The sequence below is a fragment of the Marinomonas aquimarina genome (assembly GCF_900089755.1).
GTDB classification, from domain to species: domain Bacteria; phylum Pseudomonadota; class Gammaproteobacteria; order Pseudomonadales; family Marinomonadaceae; genus Marinomonas; species Marinomonas aquimarina.
The window spans coordinates 1-25127 of record NZ_FLOC01000008.1; the positions used below are offsets into that span (position 1 = coordinate 1).

General features: G+C 49.5%; 24 protein-coding genes. 12 read left to right on the forward strand and 12 right to left on the reverse strand.

Features of this window, described 5'->3' with window-relative positions; translation table 11 throughout:
- Positions 1–222 precede the first annotated feature (222 nt).
- Together MAQ5080_RS07855 and MAQ5080_RS17400 are read left to right on the forward strand one after the other, a co-directional pair.
- Entirely contained in the window at positions 223–1044 is an 822-nt protein-coding gene (locus MAQ5080_RS07855) for an HAD-IIB family hydrolase (RefSeq protein ID WP_067209003.1), read from the forward strand.
- Between the two features lie 115 nt (positions 1045–1159).
- On the forward strand, positions 1160–1321 hold the full coding sequence (locus tag MAQ5080_RS17400; RefSeq protein WP_156496549.1) for a hypothetical protein: 162 nt from the start codon (positions 1160–1162) through the stop codon (positions 1319–1321).
- A 60-nt stretch (positions 1322–1381) separates the two neighbouring features.
- Here MAQ5080_RS17400 and MAQ5080_RS07860 read toward each other — a convergent pair whose 3' ends face one another.
- Positions 1382–2872: a TyrR/PhhR family helix-turn-helix DNA-binding protein gene (locus tag MAQ5080_RS07860; protein ID WP_067209000.1), complete on the reverse strand. Its 1491-nt coding sequence runs from the start codon at positions 2870–2872 to the stop codon at positions 1382–1384.
- 148 nt (positions 2873–3020) lie between these two features.
- Between MAQ5080_RS07860 and MAQ5080_RS07865 the strand changes: the two genes are divergently transcribed.
- On the forward strand, positions 3021–3974 hold the full coding sequence (locus MAQ5080_RS07865; protein ID WP_067208997.1) for a LysR family transcriptional regulator: 954 nt from the start codon (positions 3021–3023) through the stop codon (positions 3972–3974).
- A gap of 64 nt (positions 3975–4038) precedes the next feature.
- On the opposite strand, the gene can is transcribed toward MAQ5080_RS07865, so the two are convergent.
- The 5 genes from can to MAQ5080_RS07890 all read right to left on the reverse strand — a co-directional run bounded on the left by can (position 4039) and on the right by MAQ5080_RS07890 (position 8917).
- Positions 4039–4674 (reverse strand): carbonate dehydratase, encoded by a 636-nt coding sequence (gene can / locus MAQ5080_RS07870; RefSeq protein WP_067208993.1) that lies wholly within the window; start codon positions 4672–4674, stop codon positions 4039–4041.
- Positions 4664–5518 (reverse strand): putative RNA methyltransferase, encoded by an 855-nt coding sequence (locus tag MAQ5080_RS07875; protein ID WP_067208990.1) that lies wholly within the window; start codon positions 5516–5518, stop codon positions 4664–4666. Before MAQ5080_RS07875 ends, can begins: the two co-directional genes overlap by 11 nt.
- 68 nt (positions 5519–5586) lie before the next feature.
- A complete protein-coding gene (locus tag MAQ5080_RS07880; RefSeq protein ID WP_067208987.1) occupies positions 5587–7650 on the reverse strand; it encodes a putative bifunctional diguanylate cyclase/phosphodiesterase in 2064 nt (687 codons plus the stop codon).
- 65 nt (positions 7651–7715) lie between these two features.
- On the reverse strand, positions 7716–8573 hold the full coding sequence (locus tag MAQ5080_RS07885; RefSeq protein WP_067208984.1) for a DUF1853 family protein: 858 nt from the start codon (positions 8571–8573) through the stop codon (positions 7716–7718).
- Positions 8570–8917 carry a YqcC family protein gene (locus tag MAQ5080_RS07890; RefSeq protein WP_067208980.1) on the reverse strand — a complete coding sequence of 116 codons (348 nt, stop codon included), beginning with the start codon at positions 8915–8917 and terminating at the stop codon, positions 8570–8572. Before MAQ5080_RS07890 ends, MAQ5080_RS07885 begins: the two co-directional genes overlap by 4 nt.
- A gap of 74 nt (positions 8918–8991) precedes the next feature.
- Between MAQ5080_RS07890 and MAQ5080_RS07895 the strand changes: the two genes are divergently transcribed.
- Positions 8992–10056 carry a DUF3549 family protein gene (locus tag MAQ5080_RS07895; protein ID WP_067208976.1) on the forward strand — a complete coding sequence of 355 codons (1065 nt, stop codon included), beginning with the start codon at positions 8992–8994 and terminating at the stop codon, positions 10054–10056.
- Positions 10057–10083: 27 nt separating this feature from the next.
- On the opposite strand, the gene MAQ5080_RS07900 is transcribed toward MAQ5080_RS07895, so the two are convergent.
- From MAQ5080_RS07900 to rlmKL, 3 genes are all read right to left on the reverse strand, one after another.
- The gene (locus MAQ5080_RS07900) at positions 10084–10344 is read right to left on the reverse strand and encodes a formyltetrahydrofolate deformylase (RefSeq protein WP_067208972.1); all 261 of its coding nucleotides are present in this window, start codon (positions 10342–10344) and stop codon (positions 10084–10086) included.
- Positions 10345–10465: 121 nt separating this feature from the next.
- Positions 10466–11323, reverse strand: a complete 858-nt coding sequence (purU, locus tag MAQ5080_RS07905) for a formyltetrahydrofolate deformylase (RefSeq protein ID WP_067208969.1) — start codon at positions 11321–11323, stop codon at positions 10466–10468.
- Between the two features lie 84 nt (positions 11324–11407).
- Entirely contained in the window at positions 11408–13576 is a 2169-nt protein-coding gene (gene rlmKL / locus MAQ5080_RS07910) for a bifunctional 23S rRNA (guanine(2069)-N(7))-methyltransferase RlmK/23S rRNA (guanine(2445)-N(2))-methyltransferase RlmL (protein ID WP_067208966.1), read from the reverse strand.
- A 124-nt stretch (positions 13577–13700) separates the two neighbouring features.
- Here rlmKL and rmf point away from each other — a divergent pair, with 124 nt between their 5' ends.
- Positions 13701–13910 carry a ribosome modulation factor gene (gene rmf / locus MAQ5080_RS07915; RefSeq protein WP_067208963.1) on the forward strand — a complete coding sequence of 70 codons (210 nt, stop codon included), beginning with the start codon at positions 13701–13703 and terminating at the stop codon, positions 13908–13910.
- Between the two features lie 56 nt (positions 13911–13966).
- On the opposite strand, the gene MAQ5080_RS07920 is transcribed toward rmf, so the two are convergent.
- The gene (locus MAQ5080_RS07920) at positions 13967–15007 is read right to left on the reverse strand and encodes a quinone-dependent dihydroorotate dehydrogenase (RefSeq protein WP_067208960.1); all 1041 of its coding nucleotides are present in this window, start codon (positions 15005–15007) and stop codon (positions 13967–13969) included.
- Positions 15008–15043: 36 nt separating this feature from the next.
- Positions 15044–15265, reverse strand: coding sequence for a DUF2835 domain-containing protein (locus MAQ5080_RS07925; protein ID WP_067208957.1), 222 nt, complete (start codon positions 15263–15265; stop codon positions 15044–15046).
- Between the two features lie 126 nt (positions 15266–15391).
- Between MAQ5080_RS07925 and MAQ5080_RS07930 the strand changes: the two genes are divergently transcribed.
- Genes MAQ5080_RS07930 through MAQ5080_RS07960 form a run of 7 tightly spaced genes read left to right on the forward strand, consistent with a single transcriptional unit; the run spans position 15392 to position 23209 of the window.
- Entirely contained in the window at positions 15392–16357 is a 966-nt protein-coding gene (locus MAQ5080_RS07930) for an AAA family ATPase (protein WP_067208955.1), read from the forward strand.
- 3 nt (positions 16358–16360) lie between these two features.
- Entirely contained in the window at positions 16361–17257 is an 897-nt protein-coding gene (locus tag MAQ5080_RS07935) for a DUF58 domain-containing protein (protein WP_067208952.1), read from the forward strand.
- Positions 17257–17724 (forward strand): DUF4381 family protein, encoded by a 468-nt coding sequence (locus MAQ5080_RS07940; protein ID WP_067208949.1) that lies wholly within the window; start codon positions 17257–17259, stop codon positions 17722–17724. The genes MAQ5080_RS07935 and MAQ5080_RS07940 overlap by 1 nt, the downstream gene beginning before the upstream one ends.
- Entirely contained in the window at positions 17717–18715 is a 999-nt protein-coding gene (locus MAQ5080_RS07945) for a VWA domain-containing protein (protein WP_067208947.1), read from the forward strand. The genes MAQ5080_RS07940 and MAQ5080_RS07945 overlap by 8 nt, the downstream gene beginning before the upstream one ends.
- Entirely contained in the window at positions 18712–20424 is a 1713-nt protein-coding gene (locus tag MAQ5080_RS07950; protein WP_067208944.1) for a vWA domain-containing protein, read from the forward strand. Before MAQ5080_RS07945 ends, MAQ5080_RS07950 begins: the two co-directional genes overlap by 4 nt.
- Positions 20418–22268 carry a BatD family protein gene (locus tag MAQ5080_RS07955; RefSeq protein WP_067208940.1) on the forward strand — a complete coding sequence of 617 codons (1851 nt, stop codon included), beginning with the start codon at positions 20418–20420 and terminating at the stop codon, positions 22266–22268. The genes MAQ5080_RS07950 and MAQ5080_RS07955 overlap by 7 nt, the downstream gene beginning before the upstream one ends.
- Positions 22269–22288: 20 nt before the next feature.
- Positions 22289–23209, forward strand: coding sequence for a Dyp-type peroxidase (locus MAQ5080_RS07960; RefSeq protein WP_067208937.1), 921 nt, complete (start codon positions 22289–22291; stop codon positions 23207–23209).
- A gap of 74 nt (positions 23210–23283) precedes the next feature.
- Here the strand turns inward: MAQ5080_RS07960 and MAQ5080_RS07965 are convergent, their stop codons facing one another.
- Positions 23284–25116: a SurA N-terminal domain-containing protein gene (locus MAQ5080_RS07965; protein WP_067208934.1), complete on the reverse strand. Its 1833-nt coding sequence runs from the start codon at positions 25114–25116 to the stop codon at positions 23284–23286.
- Between the last annotated feature and the right edge of the window lie 11 nt (positions 25117–25127).

Here is a 25127-nt window from a genome sequence, read left to right on the forward strand (position 1 = left end):
AGGGATATGTAATTTGTTTTTGGAACAAAAGAAAGCGAGGCCTAATAGGCCCCGCATGGTAAAGCAATCAAAGACAAGATATCCGGTATCTCGTAATGCTGTTTCGCTTAAGTGAACAGCATTAGGCGCTGATCGCCCCTTTTTTGATCCAGACATTGAATTATCTGCGTAAGCTGTATCTAATTCTTTATATGTTTGAAAAACGCTGGTATGAGGTGATGAATGGATTTAGTCGTATTTGACTTAGATGGCACTTTGCTTAATAAGCAACAACGCTTATCAGATGTCACACTCAACACATTGGAAAAAATGCAACAAGCAGGTATTGCCTACACCATTGCTACGGGACGAACACACCTTGCTGCGGCGCCCTGTATTGATACCCATGCTTTCCCTTTGTGGCAAATCTACAAAAATGGTGTGGAATGGTGGCACCCTGAGCAAGAAGTTTACCGTCATCAGGGCATTTTAGATCTTGAGATGATCAACGGTACCCTGCAAGCTTTCGCCAACCATGAAGTCACCCCCTTTGTCTTTTGTTTAGAAGATGACGGTACCCAGTCGGTATACTACCCAGAGCCCCACAATCATTATGGCAACACGGTATTTAAAGAGTTATCTAAACACCACAACATTGTGTTGTGCGACATTGAACAGATGCCAAGCAATGCACGCATCATCAACATTAGCGCATTAGGTCACCCTGATAGCCTAAGCACCATTGTCGCCAACTGTGATGATCATGAACACTTGGTGGCCTACAGTGGCGGCGGCATCTACCATCCCGAAACCCACTGGATCGACATTCACCACAACAGTACCTGTAAAGGCTCAGCCATTGAGCAGCTCAAACAGGAGCTAAATGCCACTAATTTGATCGTCTTTGGCGATGGCGACAATGACTTAACCATGTTTAAGATCGCTGACGAAGCCTATGCCACCGATAACGCCCCGAACCATATCAAAGCACAAGCCTCAGGCACCGTGGGTCACCACGATGAAGATGGCGTGGCGCTTTTTTTGAAAAAGCGCTTTGATTTGTAAGGTATGAGCCATCGCTTAGACGGGGATTTTGTTACGTTTTTGCAACAAAAGCCCCTTTACGAATTCGGCTGTTTGGCCCATAGTAGAGTCATAACCAACCTAGTGGAGAAAGATTATGTTTGAATTTGCCCTATTTTTCGCGGCCATTGCTGGAGCGTTCTGGATGGCACATTCCCTAATCAACCTAGTTTCTCGTCCGACGATGAAAGCGCAACCGATCAAGATTGAGACGGAGAAAAAAGCCCCGCAACGTCGTCAGAATCGTTACCCTTACTAATTTCTCACGTTTTACCCATCACTAAAAGCAAGGCAGCAAAGCCTTGCTTTGTCGATCTGATCACACTATTCCGTAGTCTTTGAGTTTGTTGGCAATTGAACTGTGGCTGACATTTAAGAATTTGGCCAGTTTGCGTGTGCTTGGATATTGCGGATACAGTTTACGCAGCACCTCTGCTTCGTAGGCTTTCACCGTTTTATCCAATGAACCATCAATCAATTCAATGGGCATGGTTTGACCGACTTGAATAGGCAGGTCCTGTGCTTCAATGTCGCCCTGGCTGGCCACTTGACGGGCTTGATAAAGACAGGACTCCAGCTCTTTTAAATTGCCCGGCCAATGATGCATTTTCAAGGTTGCCAAGGCATCCTTACTCAAGACACTCGCCGCGTCGTTAAAGCGTTCGCAGGCCTCTTCTAGAATGTCTGTACATAACCCCAAAAGATCTTCTTTACGATCCCGTAATGGTGGCACCACCAGCTGAAATGCGCTCAACAAAAAGTACAACTCATCACGTAGACAGTCCTGTTGACGTAGAGCTTCATCGGCTAGGCGCGAGACACCAATCACTCGGCTCGGTGCTTCGATTTGAAACAGTCGACTGGGCTGCTCTTTAAGCCAGTCGATTAACAGCTGCTGGCATTCATCACTTAAAAGCTCCACATCTAAGAGTGCTAACCAGCCCCCTTGCTGTAAGTGGGCTGGTAGGGTTTGTGGGGTTAAGGTGGCTGCAGGGACAAAGCGCAAGACGGCGTCATGCTCCAAATGCTGCTGTTGCCAGTATTGGAAAATCGCTTCCAATAAACGCTTCTTGCCAACCGCAAACTCTCCGGTCAGCAACATCGGACTGTCATTGGCCACATAAGCCTTAGCAAACGCCAAACAGCGTTTCATCACGGCACTTTTGGTCAGACTCGGCTTGAGAAACCCCTGTAGAGCGTGCTCAGCATCTGGTGCTTTGCGCAGACTGGAGGCTTGACGCCCTAGACGTTGCGCGGAGCGAATATGCACCACACCACCGGCGCAGACTTGTAGGGCATTTTCATTACTGACAAAGAAGGGCTGCATTTCTAGCAATAGCAGCTGGCCATTGAGCCGAACGCGCTTGGTTACCCCGCTGCCTAATGCTGGCCAATCCAAGCGCTCAAAGGCAATACTGGCAATAAACTCACTTAAGCTGTGGCCTATCAAGTCTTCTAGCGCCACACCGAGATCCTGCGCCGCTTGGTGGGTGGCCATGGTGACGCAGCCTTTTAAATCTACCGCCACTACCCCATCAGGCAAGGCCTCTAACAAAGTATGCAGCGCATGCTGTTCACGCTCAGAAGGCGTGTAATGAACCGTTTTGACATCGGTCACCCCACGCAAACGGCGAATGTCCGCCAACAACAGCTTCAAATCATTAAAAGCAAGATCTTCAAACCCTACATATAGACAGCCCGCACGACTGTCTACTTCAATACGGCGCATATCAATATGATAAGGGACCAGTAGATCCAGTATCTCACGGGCCATACCGACCCGATCTTCACATCTCACCTCTAAACGCATGCCTGCTCCATTGCCAATCTCATGGGCTGCTAATCTAACACACTGAAAGATAGTTGCGACATTGGTCAAGCGATGCTTGGCTGCACGTTCTATTCACGACAAAAATACAGTATCATGCGTGGCCATTATTAGTCGAAATGGTCTCCTTATGCAGCTCGATAAAATCGACCTTAACCTTCTGCGTTATCTAGATTCTCTTCTTCGTGAGCAAAATGTCACGCACGCCGCCAATCAATTAGGCATCACACAACCTGCCATGAGTAATGGCCTACGTCGTTTACGAGACCTATTTCACGATCCATTACTGGTACGTACCAGCGATGGCATGATGCCAACCGCACTGGCTATTCAGCTGCAACCCCGTGTGCGTAGCATTTTACAATCCGTCGATGAAGTACTGCATTTAGGTCATAACTTTGATGCCGGCTCCAGCTCACGCGTGTTTCGCATCATGGCCAGTGATTACGCCGAAGCCACTCTGATTCCGCCACTGATGCAAAAACTGCAACAGGAAGCGCCAAACGTCATCATGGACGTGATGAACCCTAGCGATGTCAGTTTCCACGATGTTGAGAAGGGCAAAGTAGACTTGGTGATTAACCGCTTTGAGACTCTACCCCAGTCATTCCACCAGAAGTCCGTTTGGGTCGACCGTTTCTCTTGTTTAGTGCCCAATGATGATCGCTTTGACGAGGTCATGACACTGGAGCAATACCTTGAAGCACAACACGTTTGGGTGAGCAAAACGGGCTTTGGTGTCGGGGTTGGCATCCAACCAGAAGAGGTACAGAAGCTTGGCTGGGTCGATTCCACCCTTGCAGAACTGGGCCATAAGCGAAATATTCGCCTGTTCACACGCAGCTACAATGTGGCCATGCGCTCCACTGAGCAACTCGGACTAGTGGCGACACTGCCTTCACTGGCCACTCGTTTAATGCTGGACAGCCAAAACGTGAAAGTCGTTGAACCGCCTTTTGAGATTCCACCGATTGAGCTTAAGATGTTGTGGAGCCCTTTACTGCAACACGACCCAGGCCATATTTGGCTGCGCTCGACTATTGCAGGCTGTGCCAAGACCATTGCGGAAAAAGCCGACCTGTAAACCCTACTGTGCAAGACAAAAAAACGGCGCTCATCAGCGCCGTTTTGTTATACTCCAGTCACCCTTAAGGCAGCGTGTGTAAGCAAGTTTCTGCTTCGCCCTCAGAGGACACGGTGACCTCAAGGTCGGTGATGTGGCCATTCTTAATGCTGTAGCACCAACCGTGAATGGTCAGCTCCTGGCCACGCTTCCAAGCGTTTTGCACAATACTGGTCTGACACACGTTGGCCACCTGCTCAATGACATTCAGCTCACACAAGCGATCAAAGCGCTCGTTTTCATCCGTTAAAGTGTCCATTTCGGCTTTATGCAGACGATGGACGTCTTTAATGTGACGTAACCAGTTATCAATCAGGCCGTATTCTTTGGTTTCCATCGCCGCTTTGATACCACCACAGCCGTAATGCCCGACCACCATAATGTGCTTCACTTGCAGCACGTCTACGGCGTATTGAATCACGGACAAACAGTTCAAATCCGTGTGCACCACCACGTTGGCGATATTACGGTGAACAAACACTTCCCCTGGCAATAGGTCAACAATCTGGTTCGCAGGCACTCGGCTGTCAGCACAGCCTATCCATAGATAGTCAGGCTTTTGCTGCTCTGAAAGCTTATTGAAAAATGTCGGGTCTTCAGCATTGACTTTGGCAGCCCACTCACGGTTTTTATCAAACAGAACACCCAATTTACTCGACATGGTTTTTTCCTTGCTTCTGATACCAGCGCAACTTCACGTCCGCTGTAAGATCTATCTTTTGTAACGCTAGCGCAGCCTGTTTACCTTGGTAAGAGGCCTTATGAATATGCGGTGTCATGGCCAACAGACGCGCGATGTCCTCACCATTGTCCAATGAAAAAGCAAAACGCTGATCCACTTCATGACGCAGAACAAAGCCTTCGACACCCTCTGTGTACGTCACACGATGCGGCTTGATTTCAGGGTATAAAATTTGACGCAGTTCGATTAAGTGATCCGCGCCTGATTCCACCAGCAGCAACCAGCCTTGGTCCGCTAAAATGCGTGAGAACTCTGGGAACACCGGAAAACCAAAAGCGCACATCACCCAGTCAAAGCGCCCTTCTGCCACGGGCACATGGGCGTTGCTACCAACAATCCAATCAATGGTTTTAGCGCGCTTACTGGCATCGGTAATGGCCCATTTCGAAATGTCCAAACCGACGGCATCCATACTATGGGACGGCGTTAACTGCGCCACAATCTGACGCAAGTAGTGGCCTTCACCGCAACCCGCGTCAAACAAACGTAGTTCACTTAGCCGTTTCAAGGTTTCTGGAACGGAAGTAACGATTGCAGCGATGATCGGATCATAGTAGCCCTGCGCTAAGAAATCGCGACGTGCTGCCACCATTTCTTTGCTATCACCAGGGTCTTTTGAGTGCTTCTTTTGAACCGGCAGCAAGTTTATATAGCCCGTTTTGGCAATGTCGTAAGCGTGACCATTGGCACACACTAAGGAACGCTCTTGGCGAATTAAAGGCAATTGATCTAGCGGGCAGCACAGTTGTTCTAAAGCAGACACTCAGACTCCATTATCGGCGGGGAAATCAAATATATAATGGCGCGCATGTTACCAAAAAGCGCAGCAAATTAATGCGCTATATCACTACTAATTGGTGCTTTAGGACCATATACGACGCCTACACGAGGGATTGCACACTCATCTGAGCATGAGTTTGAAAATTTTTCTAGGTAGACTTCAAAGTCAGTGCAGGACATCGGCTTAGCAAATAAATAGCCCTGTACTTCCTGACATTGGTAATCGGTCAGCAAACTCATTTGTTGACGGTTCTCAACACCTTCGGCAATGACTTTTAAATTCAGGCTTTGCGCCATGGCAATGGTGGCTTTAACAATGGCATCGTCTTCACCATCTATGCCCAAGTCTTGGATAAAAGAGCGGTCAATTTTCAGCGCTTGGATCGGGAATTTTTTCAAATACGCCAGCGATGAGTAGCCGGTGCCAAAATCGTCGATGGATAGCGAAACGCCCATTTCCCGAAAATCATGCAGTTTTTTAATGGTGCCATGCACGTCCGACATCAGCATGCTTTCTGTCAGCTCAAGCTCTAATAACTTTGGATTGATGTCCGTTTCATCGAGTATTTGTTGCACCACATCGACTAGGTTCGGCTGCAGAAACTGACGGCCAGATAAATTCACTGATAAGCTAATCGGAGCCAAACCTTGCTCTTGCCAGATTTTGAGCTGTTGGCAAGCACGTCGAATGACCCATTCCCCTAATGGCAGAATCAAGCCACTTTCCTCGGCAATCGGAATAAACTTATCTGGTGCAATCATGCCCCATTCCGGATGATGCCAGCGAATCAGGGCTTCCGCGCCGACGGTTTGCTCATCTAAAGAGCGCACTTTGGGCTGATAATACAGTTCAAACTGGCCTTCTTCGATGGCCTTACGCAAGCCACCACCTAGTGTCAGATAAGCATTGAAGCCTTCACTCATGACCTCTTCGTAAACACGATAGCCATTATGAGCATTGGCTTTAGAACGATACATGGCCGCATCGGCGTTCATTAATAGGGTATCTATATCGCTGCCATGCATGGGGTAACAGGCAATGCCAATGCTAGTGGTAATCAGCATCTCCATGTCAGAAACGGGGTATGACTGTACGCCCGTTTCATTGATTTGACGCGCAATATCTTCTAACTCTGTAATGTCCTGTACATGCTCCATCACCACCACAAACTCATCCCCGCCTAAGCGATACAAACAAGAACGAGTTGGAATGGTGGTTTTAATGCGATTGGCTACTTGCTGCAATAGCTGATCACCGACGCGATGACCAAAGGTATCATTGACGACTTTAAAACCATCCAAGTCAAGATACATAACGCCAAACATACGTTCACGTTTATTGGCCGTCGCTTTAGCAATCTCAAGCTGTTGGTACAACAAACTGCGGTTCGGCAAGTGCGTCAGGCCATCGTAATTTTGCAAGCGGTACAACTGGACTTCATAGTCGCGCAGCTCTTGGATGTCTTGCGCATAAATATCAATATGACCGTTTTGCGGGTTTTGGTGGGCTTCCAGTTGGAACCAGCGCACCCCTTCAACAGTAGACAAACGAATTTCCTGATGAAACTCACGCTCACGCTGTACACGGTCAATAAAGTATTGCGCGGCACTTTGCACAGCAAACATAGAACGAATGTTCTGTAATTCTGGGAATAATGCGTTGGCACGTGAACTGAGAAACGCTTTCTCGCCCTCGCCCGTGAATGACATCAGGATGAGTGAGTTCAAGCGCTCAGGGATGCTTTTATTACCATAACTACGAGGTACATATTGCGCCGTTTCAGCAGGACAAGGGTAGGCCTCAACGGAAAAACCGTGGCGTGACTCCCCTAGCGAGATCACCGTTGCGGTGCAGCGATACAGTTCATCTTGGGTATCGCGTAGTAGCCAATGAAAGCACAACAAAGTACTTTGCTGTGCTTGGGCTAGGAAATGAGCCAAATCATGCTTTAACTCATGATGGATATAGACCAGTCCGTCACGGCAAACGCCCAACGCCTCACCAAAGCGCTGCTTGGCAATAGCATTACTCCATGACACGGTTCCTTGTGCGACATCTATAACCCAAGCGGCCTTCTTGGGGCTTGGCACTAAGAACTCAACGGTGTCGGACATCTAAATACGTTTGAAAAAAATAATTAGCGCATAGTTATGCCTGAAGCCTAGGCTATTTTCAATAGCTACCAATTGTCTGGGCAAACAAACAACCAAAAAATCTCGTGCTGACGATCGACGTCTGTATGTCGACAGGAGAACAATACTGGACGCGGATCCTCGTCAAAGCGCTGTGCCAACGTCTGCAGCAAGGTCGCAGAGATCTGCTGCGTTACACTCTCCCCTGTTGCAGGAGTGATCCAATTCGGTTTGTTCGCTTCCTGCAAGTCACACAGATACCCTTGCAACGTCAAAAGTTGGGAACACCTTAGCCAAGCAGAGTGGTGCTTGGCCAGGGAAAAAAAGGCTGACGCTTGCTCTGACAGCGTATAGAAGTGGCGGCCGTAGATCATTAAGTTGGGCTGAACAGCCGTGCTTAACGACGCCTCTTGCAGCCACTCTTGGCCCGCAGGCGTGTGTAGGATCGCTAACTGATGCTGACGTGCATGGCTGACCTTTTTGGCTAAGCTGTCATTTTTATTAGGGCCAATCCAATGGTTGGGAAACAGATCGGGGCGCTCTAAATAAAACTTTAACGCGATCTCAAACTGCAGCACACGGCCGTTACAGTCGCGCACCACTAAGTCTACTTCACCAAGAGTTTTACCGTTTGTTTGAATTTGTTCGTGCTCCGCCAACACCTCGAGCGTAGTGAAATGCTCAACCGCGAAAGAGAATAACTGCTCAAAGTAAGTCCCCAAAAAATGGGATTTCGCAGCCGCCATATGGGCAATCAAGGAGGTCGGATCGGCGCATAAGCGCTCAAAGCAGGCACGCCAATCTTGACGTAAGAACCCAGACAAAGGCTCATCGCAAACAAAGCTCTCACGCTCTTGCAGCAACCATTCCAAATCGGCCAGTAACGACGCCCCAGCGTAGATCATAATTGGCTCGAGCGGGTTAAAAAACGATCTAAGGCATCACATACCAGCATCAGATGTTTGACTTTCTGAGGCTCTAAGCCGCGAAAGGCTTCTTCAACCATCGGCGAGATATGGCAGCGTTGGGGTAAGGGCTGCTGCTGTTCGATCATTTCCTTAAAGCGCTCAATCAGCACATAACGCAACCACTGCTCGAACGTCATAGTATCAATACAAAATGGCTGTTCTGACGCCAGCGCCTCGCTAGACGGCGCCTTCGTTTCCCATACTTGTGCCGCTTGCATAGCCATTTGCAGCTCTAATACAAGATCCGCCAACTCGGTATAACGTTGAATCGATTGGGACAACTGATTTCTCTCCTAAAAAACGGTATGATGCGAAGCTTTTTAAATCCACATCAGTTTGGGTGCACATCACTGCTATGCAAAATATTGAATCATTAAGCGATCTTTTCAGTGCCGTTGGGTGCAAGGCCTCATTTTACGACGTTGGCCGCTACATTACGAAAATCACGCCACAACAGGTTATTCAGTTCGATAAAAAGCAACAAGTTTACCCGTATGGCTTTCGCAAGCAAGCTTGGCTTGCCTGTGTACTCACCGAACAACAAGCACAAACAAATGATGGCCAAGTGGTGTGGTTCTTACGTTTACCGTTAGACGAGTCTGGCTGCCTCAACCTTGGCGCCCGCGATCACTTTATTAAGACCATCGTGGATAAAATCCTGCACAAAGGCGCTGAACAAGGGGTTCAAGAAGCCCTTGAAGACAACCCTTATGCCTTCCAGCCGGATCAAGACCGCCTGGCTAGCTTCCATGCGATCCTTGCACGCGACCTTAAGCAACCGCCATCGCAGTACTTTTCAGCGGTACTGGACTATTTGAAGGGCGATGATTTGCACAGCGAAGACACTTGGAATCAATTAGGCATCCAAGGCTTGGCCGATTTGGCCGCGCGCAATACCGATAAGAGCCTAGACAGCGTGATTGTCACCGCTATTGAGCAAGCCCCGAATGAAGTGCGCTTTCCCCTATGTCATGCTCTCGAACATCACGTGCAAAGTGACGCAGTCGTCAAAGCAGTGTGCGAACAAATGCTATCTGACACTGTATCCACTGCGGATGCCGCCCACTTTGTACGCGCCATCGCTCGCACTGAGTTTGTCACGGAGCTATTTATTCCATTGTTTACCATGCTAGGGGATATCAGCCATTGTGACGATGAGCAACTGGAATTGATCGCATCCTTGGTGGCGAAATGTCCGCACTGGGTGGCGGAGCAAGGTCAACTATTGCGTATTATTTTGGAAAAACTGGCGCACCGTGATGATAGCCAACTGGGCTTCAAACACATTGTTGCAGAACTGACTCAACAGCCAGAAACACGCACCGAATGCTGGCATATTTTGCGCTCTGACCATGCCAGTCAAGCACTGCAAAATGCCGTGGCTAATCTGTTTACTCCTGCATCCTCAACCTTGCAGTAAGATCCATAAGAACTGCCCGCCATTCAGTTAATGGCGGGTATGTTTGGGCTCTACCATTGAACGCATCTCTTTACGATGCTCTTTAAACTCATCACTGAGTTCATAATTACCATCATCAGTGTGCTGTAATGCGCCACGACTGACTAAGGCTTCCAATGTTTTTGGTAAGACTTTCTGACGGCGTTTGCCCTTCACAAAGAAATATTGATCATCCACCTGGATCAGTTCGAAACCTGTCTCGAGAAACCCGACACAAAGGTTTTGAGTTGGTGTTAATTTCAATTTCATCGCGTCACCCTCAACCAAACTAATTGATTTACTGAGGTAACTATAGACAAAAAATCGGATAACAGGACGTTATTGAAGAGAAAGGGCAAGCGGATTGCACCAAACTTACCCTTTTTGGCCGTTACTGTGCGAACACAACCGTTTTGTTGCCATGCACTAGCACACGATCTTCAATGTGATAACTCAAACCACGGGACAGCACCAGCTTTTCGATATCTTTGCCCAAACGCACCATATCTGTCGCCGAATGGCTGTGACGAACACGGATCACATCTTGCTCGATGATTGGCCCCGCATCCAAATCAGCCGTCACATAATGGCAGGTAGCGCCGATCAACTTCACCCCACGCACCGCCGCTTGGTGATAAGGCTTGGCACCAATAAAAGATGGCAAGAAGCTATGGTGAATGTTGATCACACGGAAGCGGTATTTCTCACACAGGTATTCGGGGAAGATCTGCATGTAACGCGCCAAGACGATGGTATCGGCACCGGACTCATCGATGGCTGTTTCAATCGCTTGAAAGGCGGGTAGTTTGTCTTCTTTTGGCACATTGATGCAGTGATACGGAATCTTGTACCACTCCACCATAGAGCGCAAATCTTCATGGTTGGCAATCACACCGACGATATCGCATTGCAACTCACCCGTGTGCCAGCGATGCAATAAGTCGTTCAGACAGTGGGACTCTTTGGTCGCCATCAGCATCACTTTGGGCTTATCTTCACTGCTGTTAATAAACCAGTCCATGTCGAACTCTGCGGCAATCTTGGCAAACTCCGCACGGAAGGTTTCAAGATCTACGGTCATGCTCTCGGCATCAATGACATGCCGCATAAAGAACCATTTTTGCTCGGGACCAGTGTGGTGGTTCGCTTCAACAATCGAACCATTGCGCTCATTCAAATACTGGCTCACAGCCGCTACGATACCAACTCGATCTGGGCAACTGATCACTAAACGATACGTTTTGCTCATAGTCTCTACTACTTTTATAAGATCCAGATTGCCCTAGCCACAGCGACCAAGGCCATCCGAATTAATGGGGAAAAGTTTTATCTACTATTTATGTCGCAAAACCCAGCATTGGTGAATCTTCTGATTACGCTCAAAATCCGGGTCAAGCGACTGGCGAGTGATGTCTTTCACCTCATAGCGTTCACTGAGTGCTGGATCCAGCTCAAAGCGACGGTAGTTGTTCGAGAAAATCAATTCGCCATCTTTATGTAAACGCGCCATAGCAAGGTCGATCAGATCCACGTGATCACGTTGAATATCCAATACGCCGGCCATTTTTTTAGAGTTAGAGAAGGTTGGCGGATCCATAAAGATCAAATCGAACTCATCCTCTGAATTGCGTAACCATTCAAAGCAGTCCGCACGCACGACTTTGTGGTCGCGCTCAGAGAATTCGTTCAGTTCCAAGTTTCGACGTGACCACTCCGTGTAGGTATTGGACATATCGACACTTAGAGTGCTCTTCGCTCCACCCTGCCCTGCATGCACAGAAGCCGAGGCGGTGTAACAGAATAGGTTTAAGAAGCGTGCGCCATTGGCTTTATCTTGAATCAGCTTACGTACTGGACGGTGATCTAAGAACAAGCCTGTATCCAGGTAGTCTTTCAGGTTAACAATGAAATCACAACCGTGTTCCTCGACGATCATTTCGTGCTGCTGCTGATCGACTTTTTCATACTGATTCTTACCTGACTGACGTAATCGCTGTTTAACGACCACATTCGTCTCAGGAATATTCAGTGCCAATGGAATGGCTGAAACCGCTTCAAATAAACGTTGTTGTGCTTTGTTTTCGTCAACACTCTTAGGCGCTTGGTACTCTTGCACGTGTGCCCAATCATTGTAGATATCGATCGCCACCGAGTATTCCGGCATGTCCGCATCGTAGACACGGTAACAAGTGACTTTCTCTTTATCCAACCACTTACGCAGCTTCTTCTGGTTTTTCTGCAAACGGTTAACCACCATTTGCGCACCAGAGGACAAACCTACTTGTTCACGACTGCCAGCTTTGATGTGGCTTTCTGCAATTGGGAAACGGTAAGCACGACACTCCAAACCACCGTTTAATACTCGGGTGCTTTTCTCAGGGCGAATCGGTATTTGACGAGCAAGGTTTTCGCTGCTGGTCAACAGCATCATTTCCCCTTCCGACGCGTGTTCAATCGCCCAATCGCCCAGCTGGCGGTACAAGGCAACCAGCGCCATCTCGTCCCCTAAACGCTCACCATAAGGTGGGTTGACCATGATCAACGTCGGCTGTTTGTCCCAGTTAAACTCATGCTGTTGGAAAGCAGACATTTCAACCTTCACAATGCCGGATAGTCCTGCGCGTTTAATGTTTTCACGAGCCGCTGCGATGGCTTTTTGCTCACGGTCGGTGCCTTGGAAAGACACGCTTAGGTCTTCAGGCGCAACACGTTCGTTTTTCGCAACATCGTTCAGCTGCTGCCACATACGGTGATCGTGCTGCTTCCAGCCTTTAAAGCCCCAATATTGGCGACGGGCGCCAGGTGCAATGTTCAAAGAAATCAGCGCGGCTTCCACCAAGAACGTCGCCGAACCACACATGGGGTCCACCAGTTGTTGGAACTTACAATCTTTGCTCCAACCTGCACGCAGCAATAGACCGGCGGCTAAGTTTTCTTTCAGCGGCGCCATAGCGCCCTGCTGACGGTAGCCACGACGGTGCATACTTTCGCCGGACATATCCAAGCTGAGCACCGCTTGATCGCGTTTGATCTTCAGCGCGATGCGCAGGTCTGGGTTTTGTTTTTCAACACTAGGACGACGACCACTTCGTTTCATAAAGTAGTCAGCAATGGCATCTTTGGTACGCACCGCACCAAACTGAGTATTACGAATGGAGTGGTTAGTACCATGACAGTCTATTGCAATGGTACTGTCGGCACTCATGTGCTCGGACCATTCCAGAGCAGCAACGCCTTGATACAGATCATCTGCGCTGTCAATTTTAAAGCTCGTCAACGGCATCATTACGCGCGTCGCCACACGCGACCACAAACACGCTAGATACATGCCGCGTAAGTCAGTCGTCAATTTCACCTGAGCTTCACCTAGGCGCGTTTCGGTCAACCCCAGATCATGCAGCTCTTTTTCAAGGATATTTTCCAAGCCAATTGGGCAAGTCAATTCCAGCGATATTGGTTGTACACTAGCGTCGCTAGGAGTCTGTTCAGAATCGTGTGTCATCTTTATTACTTTTAAGTGAATTTTTGAATTTCGTTAGAGCAAAGTGTTTTTAGACAAACGCCGCTCACTCATCTATTAATTAAAGTTCACTTACATTGAAAAGAGAACTGAGAGGAACGTATTTATGAAGAAACAAAAACGAGATCTTCATCAAAGAGCGTATGTACGTGGCTACCGAGCTGGCATGGCTGGCAAATCGAAAGCCCTTTCAGAGCAATGTCATTCGTCCGCTCGTCCTGATTGGTTAGCAGGCTGGCGAGAAGGTCGAGGTGACATGTGGGATGGTCTCACCCCTGTCGACGGAACTTATAAAGCCGCAGGTTTTTCTCAGTAAAACAACTAAACCCTATTCTAACAAAAAGGCCAGTCAATCGACTGGCCTTTTTGTGTTTATTTGCCTAGACGATTTTTACGAATGTAAGCATCCGTGGCAGCAATCGCTTCGTGCACCAACTCAGGGCCACGGTAGATAAAGCCAGAATAGATCTGTACCAGCTTAGCACCGGCTTGCAGTTTTTCCACCGCATCCGCACCGGACAAGATACCACCCACACCAATGACTGGCAGCTCGCTCTGTAAATGATCGCACAGTACGCTGACCACATGCGTTGAAGCATCTTTCACTGGCGCGCCACTTAAACCGCCCGCTTCGGTCGCGTATTTGTGGCCTGCCACGGCGTCACGAGACAAGGTGGTGTTAGTGGCGATGATGGCATCGACTTTTTGCTCAACCAAGGTATCCGCCACCATTTTGATCTCATCGTCGCTCATATCTGGCGCAATTTTCACGGCCAGTGGCACCGTACGACCATTTTCAGCGGCATAGCGGTTCTTCGCTTCGACCAATGGTGAAATCAATTGCGCGAGACTTTCCCCAAACTGTAGCGAACGCAGTCCAGGTGTGTTCGGCGAGCTAATGTTCGCCGTGATGTAATCGGCATAGGGAATCACTTGCTCCAAGCAAGTTAGGTAGTCTGACGCCGCATCTTCCACCGAGGTCGTTAGGTTCTTACCAATGTTTACCCCGAGCACGCCTTTAAATTGATGCTGGCGAATGCGCGACACCATGTGTTCCACGCCTTTGTTGTTAAAGCCCATGCGGTTGATGATGGCCTCATGTTCAGGCAAACGGAAAAGACGTGGCTTAGGATTTCCAGACTGCCCCTTTGGCGTCACGGTACCCACTTCAACAAAACCAAAGCCCAGCGCACCCAATGCCTCAAAGGCATCTGCGTTCTTATCTAAACCCGCCGCCAAGCCCACTGCATTGGGAAACTCAATGCCCATGACATTCACTGGTGTTGCCGCTGCCTCATGGGCATACAGTGACGTCAAACCTAAGCGTGCTGACGCCCCTAACACATCCAGCGATAATTCATGGGATACTTCAGGGTCTAATTTGAACAGTAGCGAACGAGCTAAGTTATACATATGAGTTAGCCTAATGATCTGTGGGGTTGTAGGGGATTAAAGAATTTTATCTATTTTGACGAGTTTTTTGTTTTCATCAAACTCGACCTCAAAGGCACCGTAAACACCTTTGTGCGTGACAAAGCGCTGAAAGATCGATAATGGCAGTTGAATCATGCGTCCATCTCGACTGCGCGCCACGAGGTATTTCATTGAGCCTTGATACATTTCCTTGTATTTATAAGCTGGAAGACTTACGTCTATAGTAACTTTTGCCATGACATGCCTTACACACAACGCTCTCTTGAACTTCTTGATCAAGAAGAGGTTTAAACTTAGATACGATGCTGGTTATTATATTGGCTTGACGGGTATTTTGACAGCAGTATAAGGGCTTACAGTAGTATGGAAGCAGTAATTGAACGTCTTAAAGAGCACTTAAATCATTCGATCGTCGGACAAGGCGCTTTAATTGATGATTTGCTGGTGGCACTGATCGCCAAAGGTCACGTACTGTTGGAGGGCCCACCAGGGATTGCCAAAACCACGGCGGCCAAAGCGTTAGCCAATGCCATCCAAGCCAGTTTTCAGCGCATTCAATTTACCCCTGACCTGTTGCCTGGGGACGTGACCGGTTCCGATATTTACCAACAGCATAGCGGCCAGTTTCAATTTACCGCGGGCCCCATCATGCACGACATCGTGTTAGCGGACGAGATCAACCGCGCCCCCGCCAAAGTGCAATCCGCTTTATTGGAAGCCATGGGCGAGCGCCAAATTACCGTGGGCAGCGCCACTTACCCACTTTCCGAGTTGTTCTTCGTTATCGCCACACAAAACCCGATCGAGCAGGAAGGTACCTACCCGCTCCCCGAAGCGCAGCTCGACCGTTTCCTAATGAAAATTCAGGTGGATTACCCGGATCTTGAAACCGAGCTGCAGGTATTACACCTGATCCGCGAACAAGACAAACACGGCGGTGGGGCAACCACAGCCCCGGTGGTGACACTGGATGACATCGCCGCACTGCAAAAAACGGCGCTTAACATTTACATGGCCGATGCGGTTGAACAGTACATTGTGCACCTGGTGATGGCCACACGCCATCCAGACAAATATTTCGAGGACGAGGGCAAAATGGCGGCCATGATTGAATACGGCGTCAGCCCTCGTGCGACCTTGGCGTTGGACCGCTGTGCACGTGCTCACGCAGTCATTGCCGGACGCGATTATGTTACCCCTGACGATGTCCGCGCGGTGGTCCACAATGTCTTCCGTCACCGCATTGTGCCATCTTTCCAAGCCATTGCGCAGAACCTCAGTAATGATCAGTTAATCAATATGTTATTAGCCAAAGTCCCTGTACTTTAAACCATGAATGAGTTGATTATCCCACCGTCACCTGAGCTTAGCAGCGAACAGATCCTTGCCCTAGGCGGTTACGCCAAGGCCTTAGGGCAAGCGCGCAACATGCCGCGCTCGCATCTATTGGCGGGTAACTTACAGAGCAAGAAAAAGGGCCATGGCTTAGAGCTGCATGAGATTCGTCCCTATGCCATCAGCGATGAAGCGCGCCACATTGATTGGCGCGTCACCGCACGCACCGGAGAAGCCCATACGCGAATTTACACCGAAGACAGCGAGCACCGTACGCTGGTGGTGTTAAGTTTATCCACAGACGCGTATTTCGGCACTCAGACCACCTTTATCAGCACGCGCTTGGCACAACTCGCCGCCTTGATCAGTTGGCGCTGCTATGCCCAACGTGAACCTGTGGGGCTGGCCGTGCACGCTGGCACAGCACAGCTGACCCCCATCATTCGAGATTGGCAACAATTTGGTCAGCAATTGGCCGAGAGCACACTTATCGAGCAACGAGAGCAGTGTTCACCTGTCTTTAGCCTGCCCCATTTGGCCCATCTACGTGGCTATTCAGTGATTGTCTTGAGCGACCAGCTGTCTGTAGCCGACAACAGTCAAGCGGCGTTTGCGCAATTAGCGCAACATAACCGTGTGCATTGGCTTGCCGTTGACGACCCTAACACCTTTCAATTGCCAGACGGTGAGTATCTGTTCGCCCACCGTAGCGGCTCGAAAGCAATTCAAGTAAACACTCAACAAAAGCAGCAAGCGCAGTCTCGTCACCAGCAGCAGCGACAACGGTTAGACGAATACTTATCAGGTCTAGGCATTTTGCATTTAACCTTTAGTGTCGACGATTCGCCAGTGGCCATTGCTCGAGAGCTGCTGTTACGTGGAGTCATTCATTGATGTCGATGACCATTGAGCTGCCCAACAAAGCTTACATGCTGCCGCAAGCCATCCCTGAGTGGCCACCCGTTTGGTGGTTTTGGCTGGTCGTGGCGGCCGCAATCTTATTACTCGCCTTGCTCGTGTTCAGCTTAGTACGCCGTCATCGACAACGTGCCTATCGTCGGGAGGCACTGGCACAATTGTCACAGACCCAAGAACTGAGCGACCAAGCGCTCATCGAATTGTGCCTCAGTGTAATCAAGCGTTGTTTGATGACCGAAGGTAAACAGGAGCTGGTCAGTATCCCGACCAGCGAGCTGCTGCCGATTCTCGATCGGCACAACAAGCGATCTAAAATCAAACTAGCAGTGTATGAAGCTTGCTTTACCAGCGCCATCTATCAGCCTAATAGTCAATTAAGTGCCGACGAACGTGAAGCACTGCTGCGCGTCACCAAAGCTTGGATAAGGGGGCACCGTGCTTGATTTACAATGGCCTTGGGCTCTGTTATTGCTCCCTTTACCGTTACTTGCTTGGTGGTTTAAAAAGCCCCATCAAAACAATGCAACACCTGTATATTGGCGCCATAGCACCTTATTAGAAAACGCGGGGCACAACGGCAGCACCACACAAAGTAAATTCGCACTATTGTTATTATGCCTAGCTTGGCTGTGCCTAGTTACCGCCATCAGTCGTCCCACATGGCTTGGAGAAGCCACGCGCATCCCGCCAACCGGCAGGGACTTACTGATTGCTTTAGATTTATCTGGCAGCATGCAAATTTCCGATATGACGCTAAACGATCAGCCTGCCGATCGTCTGTCGGCGGCGAAAGAAGTATTGGCGCAATTTATTCAGGCGCGCCGTGGTGATCGCATCGGCATCATAGTGTTTGGCAGCAAAGCCTATTTACAAGCGCCGTTAAGCTACGATTTGAACACCATCAATCAACTGGTACAAGAAAGTCAGATTGGCTTTGCCGGTGAGCAAACCGCCATCGGTGATGCCATTGGCTTAGGCATCAAACGTTTGCAAGACAAAGCTGCAGAGCAAAAAGTGCTGATTCTAATGACCGATGGCGCGAATACGGCTGGGCGCGTTAGCCCACTGCAAGCAGCCGACATCGCGGCACGTGAAGGCGTCACCATCCACACCATTGGCATTGGCGCGGAGCAAATGACGGTCCAGGGTTTCTTTGGTCCCAAAGTAATCAACCCTTCCAGCGACTTAGACGAGCCCTTGCTGACCAACATCGCCGCCTTGACCAATGGTCAGTTTTTTCGCGCCCGCAGCACCCATGAACTGCGTCAAGTGTATGAGGTGTTAGAACAACTGGAGCCAACCCCTTCCGATGACATCCTACAGCGCCCGAAAACCACCTTATTTCATTGGCTAGGACTAGCGGCTGCGGCCCTGTTTGGCTTGGCTTTGATTGCCACGAGGCGTTTGCGATTCAATCTTAGGAGACCATCATGAGTCTGTATGATTGGCTGCATTTCAATCGCCCTATTTGGCTACTGTTTATCCCCATCATCTGGTTACTGGCCAGTCTGCTCACTTGGCAACGCTCTGACAAAGCCTTGAAAAGCGCCGTTGCAGAGCACTTGATCCCCTATTTGACCCATTCAGCAGGGCAGAACAAGCCCCAGAAATGGCTCGGCCTGATCAGTGTCAGCTTGCTTTTTGTTGGCTTATCCGGCATCAGCTTTAGCAAAACGGAAACCGAGCTGTACAGCCCAAACCAAAAGACAGTGTTTATTGTCGATCAGTCATTGTCCATGTATGCCACCGATATGCGCCCCAATCGACTGACCCGTGAGAAGCAAATCTTGCGCGATATCCTGCGCGGCGACTTAGAAGGCGAAATGGCACTGATTGCCTACGCTGGCGACGCCTACGTGGTGAGTCCCTTTACGCAAGACCGAGAAACCTTGACCCATTTTCTAGTCGCCCTCGACCCCTTGATCATGCCGCTATATGGCAGCAATTTGGCCGGCGCCTTAGCGCAAGCACAACAGCTTATTCACGCGGATGATGCGCCCTATACCAGTTTCGTCGTACTGACCGATGACATCCGTCGTTCAGACATCGAGCAAATGGCTCAGGTACGCGAAGCCAACATTAGCCTTGAAGTCATCAGCATTGGATCGGCTGACGGCGCCACCATTCAACTGCCTGACGGCCAGATTCTGCGCCATCAAGGTATCCCCGCCATCCCCAAAGTGCCCCTTGAGCAAATTGAGCAAGCCACCACAGAGCTAGGCGGACATTACTACTCTCACCAAGCGTCACTTGCAGAGTTAGCTCGTGTCGGTAGCCATATCCGCCCATCGCAAGAAGCAACCAAATCGCAATTTAGCGGCATCACATGGCAGGAACAGGGCCATTGGTTTGCCCTCCCCTTCTTAGCCTGGCTGCTGTGGCAGTTCCGCGGTGGCTATGTGCTGATGTTACTGATGACGTTTGCAATGCCCATGCAAGACGCTAAAGCAGCGCCTCTTGATTGGTTTAAAACGGATGACCAAAAAGGTCAGCAAGCGTTTAACCAAGGGGATTGGCAAAGTGCCTCACAATGGTTCCACGACCCACGCTGGAAAGCCGCCAGCGATTACGCCAATGAGGCCTACGACAGTACCAGCAATACCCTGTTACCCCTCGCCTCTAGCGCCGCCGACTTTTACAATTTAGGCAATGCACTGGCCCTGCAAGAGGACCTTGAAGGCGCGGCTAACGCTTACCAGGAAGCCCTGTCTCGGCAGCCAGACCTAAAACAGGCACAAGAAAATTTAGACTACATTGAACAGCTGTTAGAGCAGCAAGCACAAGAGCAAGCGCAGCAAAACCAGAACCAACAGAACGAAACGTCACCACCTGACAATGGCTCAGCGCAGAATGATCCGTCGTCCTCACCCGAGAATGGCGAGCCTGAGTCAGACAAAATACCGCAAAAACAAGACAATAATCCCCAAAAGCGGGATAATCAAAGTGAACCAGATACGCACTCAGAGGCAGACGCTCAAAGTGCGGACACAATGGACATGGAACAGCAGCAAGCTTTAGAACAATGGTTACGTCAAATCCAAGACGACCCAGGAACCTTGTTACAACGCAAGCTGTGGTATCTGCATCAAGAACGACGCAATGAAAACCGCTTTAATCAAGAGGAAGGGCGACAACCATGGTAGCCAACTCAACACATCTACCACAACAGGCGTTGCAATGGCTGTGTGCCTTGCTGATGGCACTGTGCCTAATCAATGTCGCCCACGCCGACCAAGTGACCGCAGCCCTAGACAAAAATGTGGTGGCTGAAAACGAAGTGGTGCAACTGACCATTCGCACCGACTTTCCAAACACCGGCAATGGCCCTGATCTGTCTGCCTTGAAGCGTGACTTTGAAATTTTAGGACGTAGCCAAAACAGCCAATTCAGCTTTAACCTTGGCACCAACCAAGCGCTGAATTTTTGGGTCGTCACCCTAATGCCAAAAGCCATTGGCAACTTCCAAATCCCGCCTATTCAAGTCGGCGACCAAGCGTCCGAACCACTGTTTCTTGAAGTGAAGCCAGCGCAACAGATGACCGACCGTAACGGCAACCCTTTGGTTATGCTCAAATTCAGAGCCGATAAGAGCGAACCTTATGTGCAACAGCAAGTGCTCATCACGCTAGAACTGTATACCGCCGTGGCGTTGCAGAATGCCAGCCTGTCGATGCCCAACCACCCTAACTTGCTGACCGAGCGCCTAGTCGACGATCAAATGCGTTACGAAGACATTGATGGCACCTCTTACCAAGTGATGACCCGTGAATATGTGGCCTTCCCACAGCGCAGCGGTATGCTTGAATTGAATAATCAGAGTGTGGAAGCCTTAGTCAATACCCGTAATGGCACCCGTAAAATTAATGTCAAAAGTACGCCCATTACACTCAACGTGCTGCCCATCCCTGCGTCTTACGGTAATTCCAACTGGCTGCCTACCGACGCCGTGGCGGTGCGTTCCCATATCAGCAATACTGTCAGCAATCCGCGCGTAGGCGACACCTTAATTTGGGAAATAGACATCACCGCCCAAGGCGTATTGGGAGAGCAACTGCCGACGCTCAATTTTGCCAGCACTCGTGCTTACAAGCTGTACCCGACCTCGCCCAATTTTGATACCAATAAATCCATCAGTGGCGTATCGGGACATGAATCGATGCGGATTGAAGTAGTGCCCACACAATCAGGCCCGCTCGAGCTACCGACTGTAGACGTGACCTATTGGGACCCCACCTCACGCAGTATCAAAACCGCTAGCGCGAAAGCGCCTGTGATCGACGTGGCTCCCCTACCTGGTACGGCGGATGCCACTAACAGCAACGACTTGAGCAACAATGCTGCTGCCAACGCGAACGGTGGTAGCAGCGAGGTTACTAATCTACCACCGCAACCGACGTCAGTGGCTCCGATTTCACTAGCCAAGCAGCGCTCAACGCCAGCCACTCAGGCAACGCAACCAGACAACGACTCGCCTGCCCCACTAGAAGTGGTGGTTCAGCCTGCGAATGACAGTAGCGGGGCTTGGAAAGGCGTCTTAGCCGCGGGCCTGATCGGCATTGGTTTGATTGGCTTAGGCACATGGCTATGGCTGCGTCGAAAGGGCCGTGAGCAGGACGCCAACAACGAGGATGTCCCTACATTACAAGAGTTTGCCCCACTCTCTCATGGCAACGAAACACAAGCCTATGAAGCACTGATCAACGGCTGCCGTAATAATCACCTAGGCACATTACAAGCCAACCTTTTGGAATGGGCGCGTCACCGTTGGGGCGACGGCACTATCCGTGGTACCGACGACATTAAGCGCTTGGCAGACAACCCTCATTTGACGCAGTTGCTGATGGAAGCAGAATTGGTTATGTACTCATCTGCCGCCGCCACTCAATGGGATGGCAATGCCCTCGCAGACGCCCTCGAGGAATATGTCACAGGGCAAGCCAAACCATCACAAGCCAGTCAATTGAAAACACTGTACCCAAATTTTTAAGTGACAGGAGCTGTAACATTATGAGTTCAAATCACCAGTCCGGCATCACCGCCGAAGCATCCAGTGATGCCACCTTCATTTTGTTGGATGCCGTACCGGAAAAAGAGGCACAATTACGTCAGGCCCTCGCAGCCTTTCCAGAATTAATTCGATCTATTCAACAGCAATTCCCAGATGCCCAACTGCACGCGGCAATCGGCTTTTCGTGCCATAGCTTCACACGTATTACAGAGCAATCAGCCCCCAAAGAGCTGGCGCCTTTTCCGAGTTTTTCAGGTCAATACCTGTCAGTCACGGATGCTCCTTATGACATCCTGATGCACATTCGAGCCCATCTCCATGATGCCACACACATACTAGCACTTAGTTTATTTAAGGCATTGGCAGACACTGTCACGCTGCGTGAACAAACTAATGGCTTTAAATACTTAGATAATCGTGACTTTACGGGCTTCGTTGACGGCACAGAAAACCCGCAAGGTGATGAACGCCCCGCGGTGGCGTTGGTGGGCACAGAAGACCCTGATTTCCAAGGTGGCTCCTACTTAAACTACATGAAATTTGTCCATGATTTAGAACATTGGGAGCACCAAGCCCTGCAAACGCAAGAAGACACCTATGGCCGTACTAAGTACGACAATGAGGAATACCCGTCTGCTGAAAAGTCCCCCCACGCCCACACCAAACGCACCTCGCTAAAAGATGAGCACGGCAAATCGCTGGAAATATTACGTCAAAGCATGCCATTTGGTGATTTACAGCAGCAAGGCCTGGTGTTCGTCAGCTACTCTAAAACACCGATGATCTTTGATTTGATGCTAAAAAGCATGATCGAAGGGGATGAACAGGGGCGTGCCGACCACCTGATGCAGTACACCCATGCCACTTCAGGCAGCACCTTCTTTGTGCCGACACTGAGCTTTTTAACACAGCTTGCTTAAAGTCATCAGCGTTTCTATAGATAAAAAAATACCACGCCTAGGCGTGGTATTTTTGTTTTAACGGCAAGGTTTCGTTAGTTTCGCACAATCTCAGCGGCATTTTGCAACGTCTCTTGCTGCGCACGCAAAGTTAAGGTGCTTAACGTTTGCGACAAGTAGTTTTGGTACACCTCTTTTTGCGCTTCCTCAACCACGTTGTCACCTTCCGTAACAGACGTTAGTCGAATCGCTACTAGATCGCCATTAGAGGCCGTTTCAACCCCCGTTGTCACATCACCTTCAGCAGGGTGCGCCAAGCCAAATGCCAACGAAGCAACTTCGTCTTGACCACGCTCAGCCGCCTCAACAAGCGTCCAGTTTGTCTCGCCTGAGACTAGCGCCTGCTCAGCTTGCGCTTGTAACTCATCAACAGCTTTTTGCTGAACCACGATCGAAGCAATCACATCTTTCGCCTCAGCAAAGGTTTGCTGGGCCGCAGGTTTGTGGTCATTGACATGAACCACTACAACTTCTTCTTCGCTCAGCTCAATCAAATCACTGTTATGACCATCCTCTAACACGGTTGGGCTGTAAGCCGCTGAAATGACTGCTGGGGCAGAACTGATCTCATCCGAACCACCGTTACGACCAAAGTAGTCGGTCGTCAATACCGCTACACCGTATGCACTGGCAATCGCAGATAGATCATCACTCGCGTAAGCAAGGTCAGTAATATTCTCGTGTTCACCCAACAACTGATCTTTGGCTTTTTGAGCAATCAGTTCGTCCATCAGCTCAGCTCGCATGTCATCTAACGATGGTGCCTGTGTTTCACTGATGTCATTCAGTTGAATCAGGTGGTAACCGAATTCTGTTTCCACTGACTCCACTTGACCCACTTCCTGCATAGCAAACAAAGCGTCTTCAAAGTCGCCAACCATGATGCCTCGACTGACGTAACCAAGATCACCACCATTGTCTTTTGAACCTAGGTCATCTGAGTACTCAGCAGCTAGGTCCGCAAACGCCTGTCCATCCGCTAGTTTGGCTTGAATCTCTGCCACAACAGCCTGAGCTTCATCGCTAGAGCGAGACGAGGTGTCAATCAAGATATGCGCTGCGGCACGCTCTTCACCTTGGAAGCTTGCGACACGTGCTTGGTAAGCATCGTTTAGCTCAGTATCGCTGACCTCAACTTGGTCTTGGATGTCGGCAACGGATACCACCACATAATCTAGCTTTACTTGCTCTGGAGAAACAAAGCTTGCTTGATTCTGATCGTAGTATTCACGTAGCTCTTCATCAGTAACATTTACCTGCTCAGTCTTATCCGCCAACGAGTAACGGACGTAATCAAAGCTGCGTTTCTGGTTTTGCAAAGCAACGATATGATCCACTTGGCTAGGTAATACAAACTCTGAACCGGCCAAAGCATTACGGGTTTGCTGGATCAAAACGTCTTGCTTGATACGCTCTTTAAACGCTAACGGAGTGAAGCCGAGTGAGCGGATGAAGTTAAGGTACTTGTTCTGATCAAACTGGCCATCCGTTTGGAATTGTTCTGCTTGCAGCAAGTAGGCGTCGACTTGTGCATCGGAAACGCCCAAATTCAAGCTTTCAGCTTGATTCATTAGCACTGAACGCTGGATCAGCTCATCCAAAGCACGACGCTGTAACGCATTCTCTTCCAGCATGGCTGGATCGATCTGACCACCCATCATCGAAATTAACTGACGACGCTGTGTTTCTGACGCTTGCAAAAGCTGCATGCGGGTAATTTCTTTGCCATCCACTTCGGCAACTGTGTCTGTCGACGTGAAGCTCTGTACCAATGCCTCAACACCGAATAGAGCAAACGTCACAATCACGACACCGATGATCGTCTTCACGATCATACCCTGTGACTTGTCTCTGATATCCTGGAGCATCTTGCCTCCAC

What these genes read in the sequence shown, in the direction of transcription:
- MAQ5080_RS07855 (WP_067209003.1), top strand. Translation starts at nt 223, where the DNA reads ATGGATTTAGTCGTATTTGACTTAGATGGCACTTTGCTTAATAAGCAA.
- MAQ5080_RS17400 (WP_156496549.1), top strand. Translation starts at nt 1,160, where the DNA reads ATGTTTGAATTTGCCCTATTTTTCGCGGCCATTGCTGGAGCGTTCTGG.
- MAQ5080_RS07860 (WP_067209000.1), bottom strand. Translation starts at nt 2,872, where the DNA reads ATGCGTTTAGAGGTGAGATGTGAAGATCGGGTCGGTATGGCCCGTGAG.
- MAQ5080_RS07865 (WP_067208997.1), top strand. Translation starts at nt 3,021, where the DNA reads ATGCAGCTCGATAAAATCGACCTTAACCTTCTGCGTTATCTAGATTCT.
- can (WP_067208993.1), bottom strand. Translation starts at nt 4,674, where the DNA reads ATGTCGAGTAAATTGGGTGTTCTGTTTGATAAAAACCGTGAGTGGGCT.
- MAQ5080_RS07880 (WP_067208987.1), bottom strand. Translation starts at nt 7,650, where the DNA reads ATGTCCGACACCGTTGAGTTCTTAGTGCCAAGCCCCAAGAAGGCCGCT.
- MAQ5080_RS07885 (WP_067208984.1), bottom strand. Translation starts at nt 8,573, where the DNA reads ATGATCTACGCTGGGGCGTCGTTACTGGCCGATTTGGAATGGTTGCTG.
- MAQ5080_RS07895 (WP_067208976.1), top strand. Translation starts at nt 8,992, where the DNA reads ATGCAAAATATTGAATCATTAAGCGATCTTTTCAGTGCCGTTGGGTGC.
- MAQ5080_RS07900 (WP_067208972.1), bottom strand. Translation starts at nt 10,344, where the DNA reads ATGAAATTGAAATTAACACCAACTCAAAACCTTTGTGTCGGGTTTCTC.
- purU (WP_067208969.1), bottom strand. Translation starts at nt 11,323, where the DNA reads ATGAGCAAAACGTATCGTTTAGTGATCAGTTGCCCAGATCGAGTTGGT.
- rlmKL (WP_067208966.1), bottom strand. Translation starts at nt 13,576, where the DNA reads ATGACACACGATTCTGAACAGACTCCTAGCGACGCTAGTGTACAACCA.
- rmf (WP_067208963.1), top strand. Translation starts at nt 13,701, where the DNA reads ATGAAGAAACAAAAACGAGATCTTCATCAAAGAGCGTATGTACGTGGC.
- MAQ5080_RS07920 (WP_067208960.1), bottom strand. Translation starts at nt 15,007, where the DNA reads ATGTATAACTTAGCTCGTTCGCTACTGTTCAAATTAGACCCTGAAGTA.
- MAQ5080_RS07925 (WP_067208957.1), bottom strand. Translation starts at nt 15,265, where the DNA reads ATGGCAAAAGTTACTATAGACGTAAGTCTTCCAGCTTATAAATACAAG.
- MAQ5080_RS07930 (WP_067208955.1), top strand. Translation starts at nt 15,392, where the DNA reads ATGGAAGCAGTAATTGAACGTCTTAAAGAGCACTTAAATCATTCGATC.
- MAQ5080_RS07935 (WP_067208952.1), top strand. Translation starts at nt 16,361, where the DNA reads ATGAATGAGTTGATTATCCCACCGTCACCTGAGCTTAGCAGCGAACAG.
- MAQ5080_RS07940 (WP_067208949.1), top strand. Translation starts at nt 17,257, where the DNA reads ATGTCGATGACCATTGAGCTGCCCAACAAAGCTTACATGCTGCCGCAA.
- MAQ5080_RS07950 (WP_067208944.1), top strand. Translation starts at nt 18,712, where the DNA reads ATGAGTCTGTATGATTGGCTGCATTTCAATCGCCCTATTTGGCTACTG.
- MAQ5080_RS07955 (WP_067208940.1), top strand. Translation starts at nt 20,418, where the DNA reads ATGGTAGCCAACTCAACACATCTACCACAACAGGCGTTGCAATGGCTG.
- MAQ5080_RS07960 (WP_067208937.1), top strand. Translation starts at nt 22,289, where the DNA reads ATGAGTTCAAATCACCAGTCCGGCATCACCGCCGAAGCATCCAGTGAT.
- MAQ5080_RS07965 (WP_067208934.1), bottom strand. Translation starts at nt 25,116, where the DNA reads ATGCTCCAGGATATCAGAGACAAGTCACAGGGTATGATCGTGAAGACG.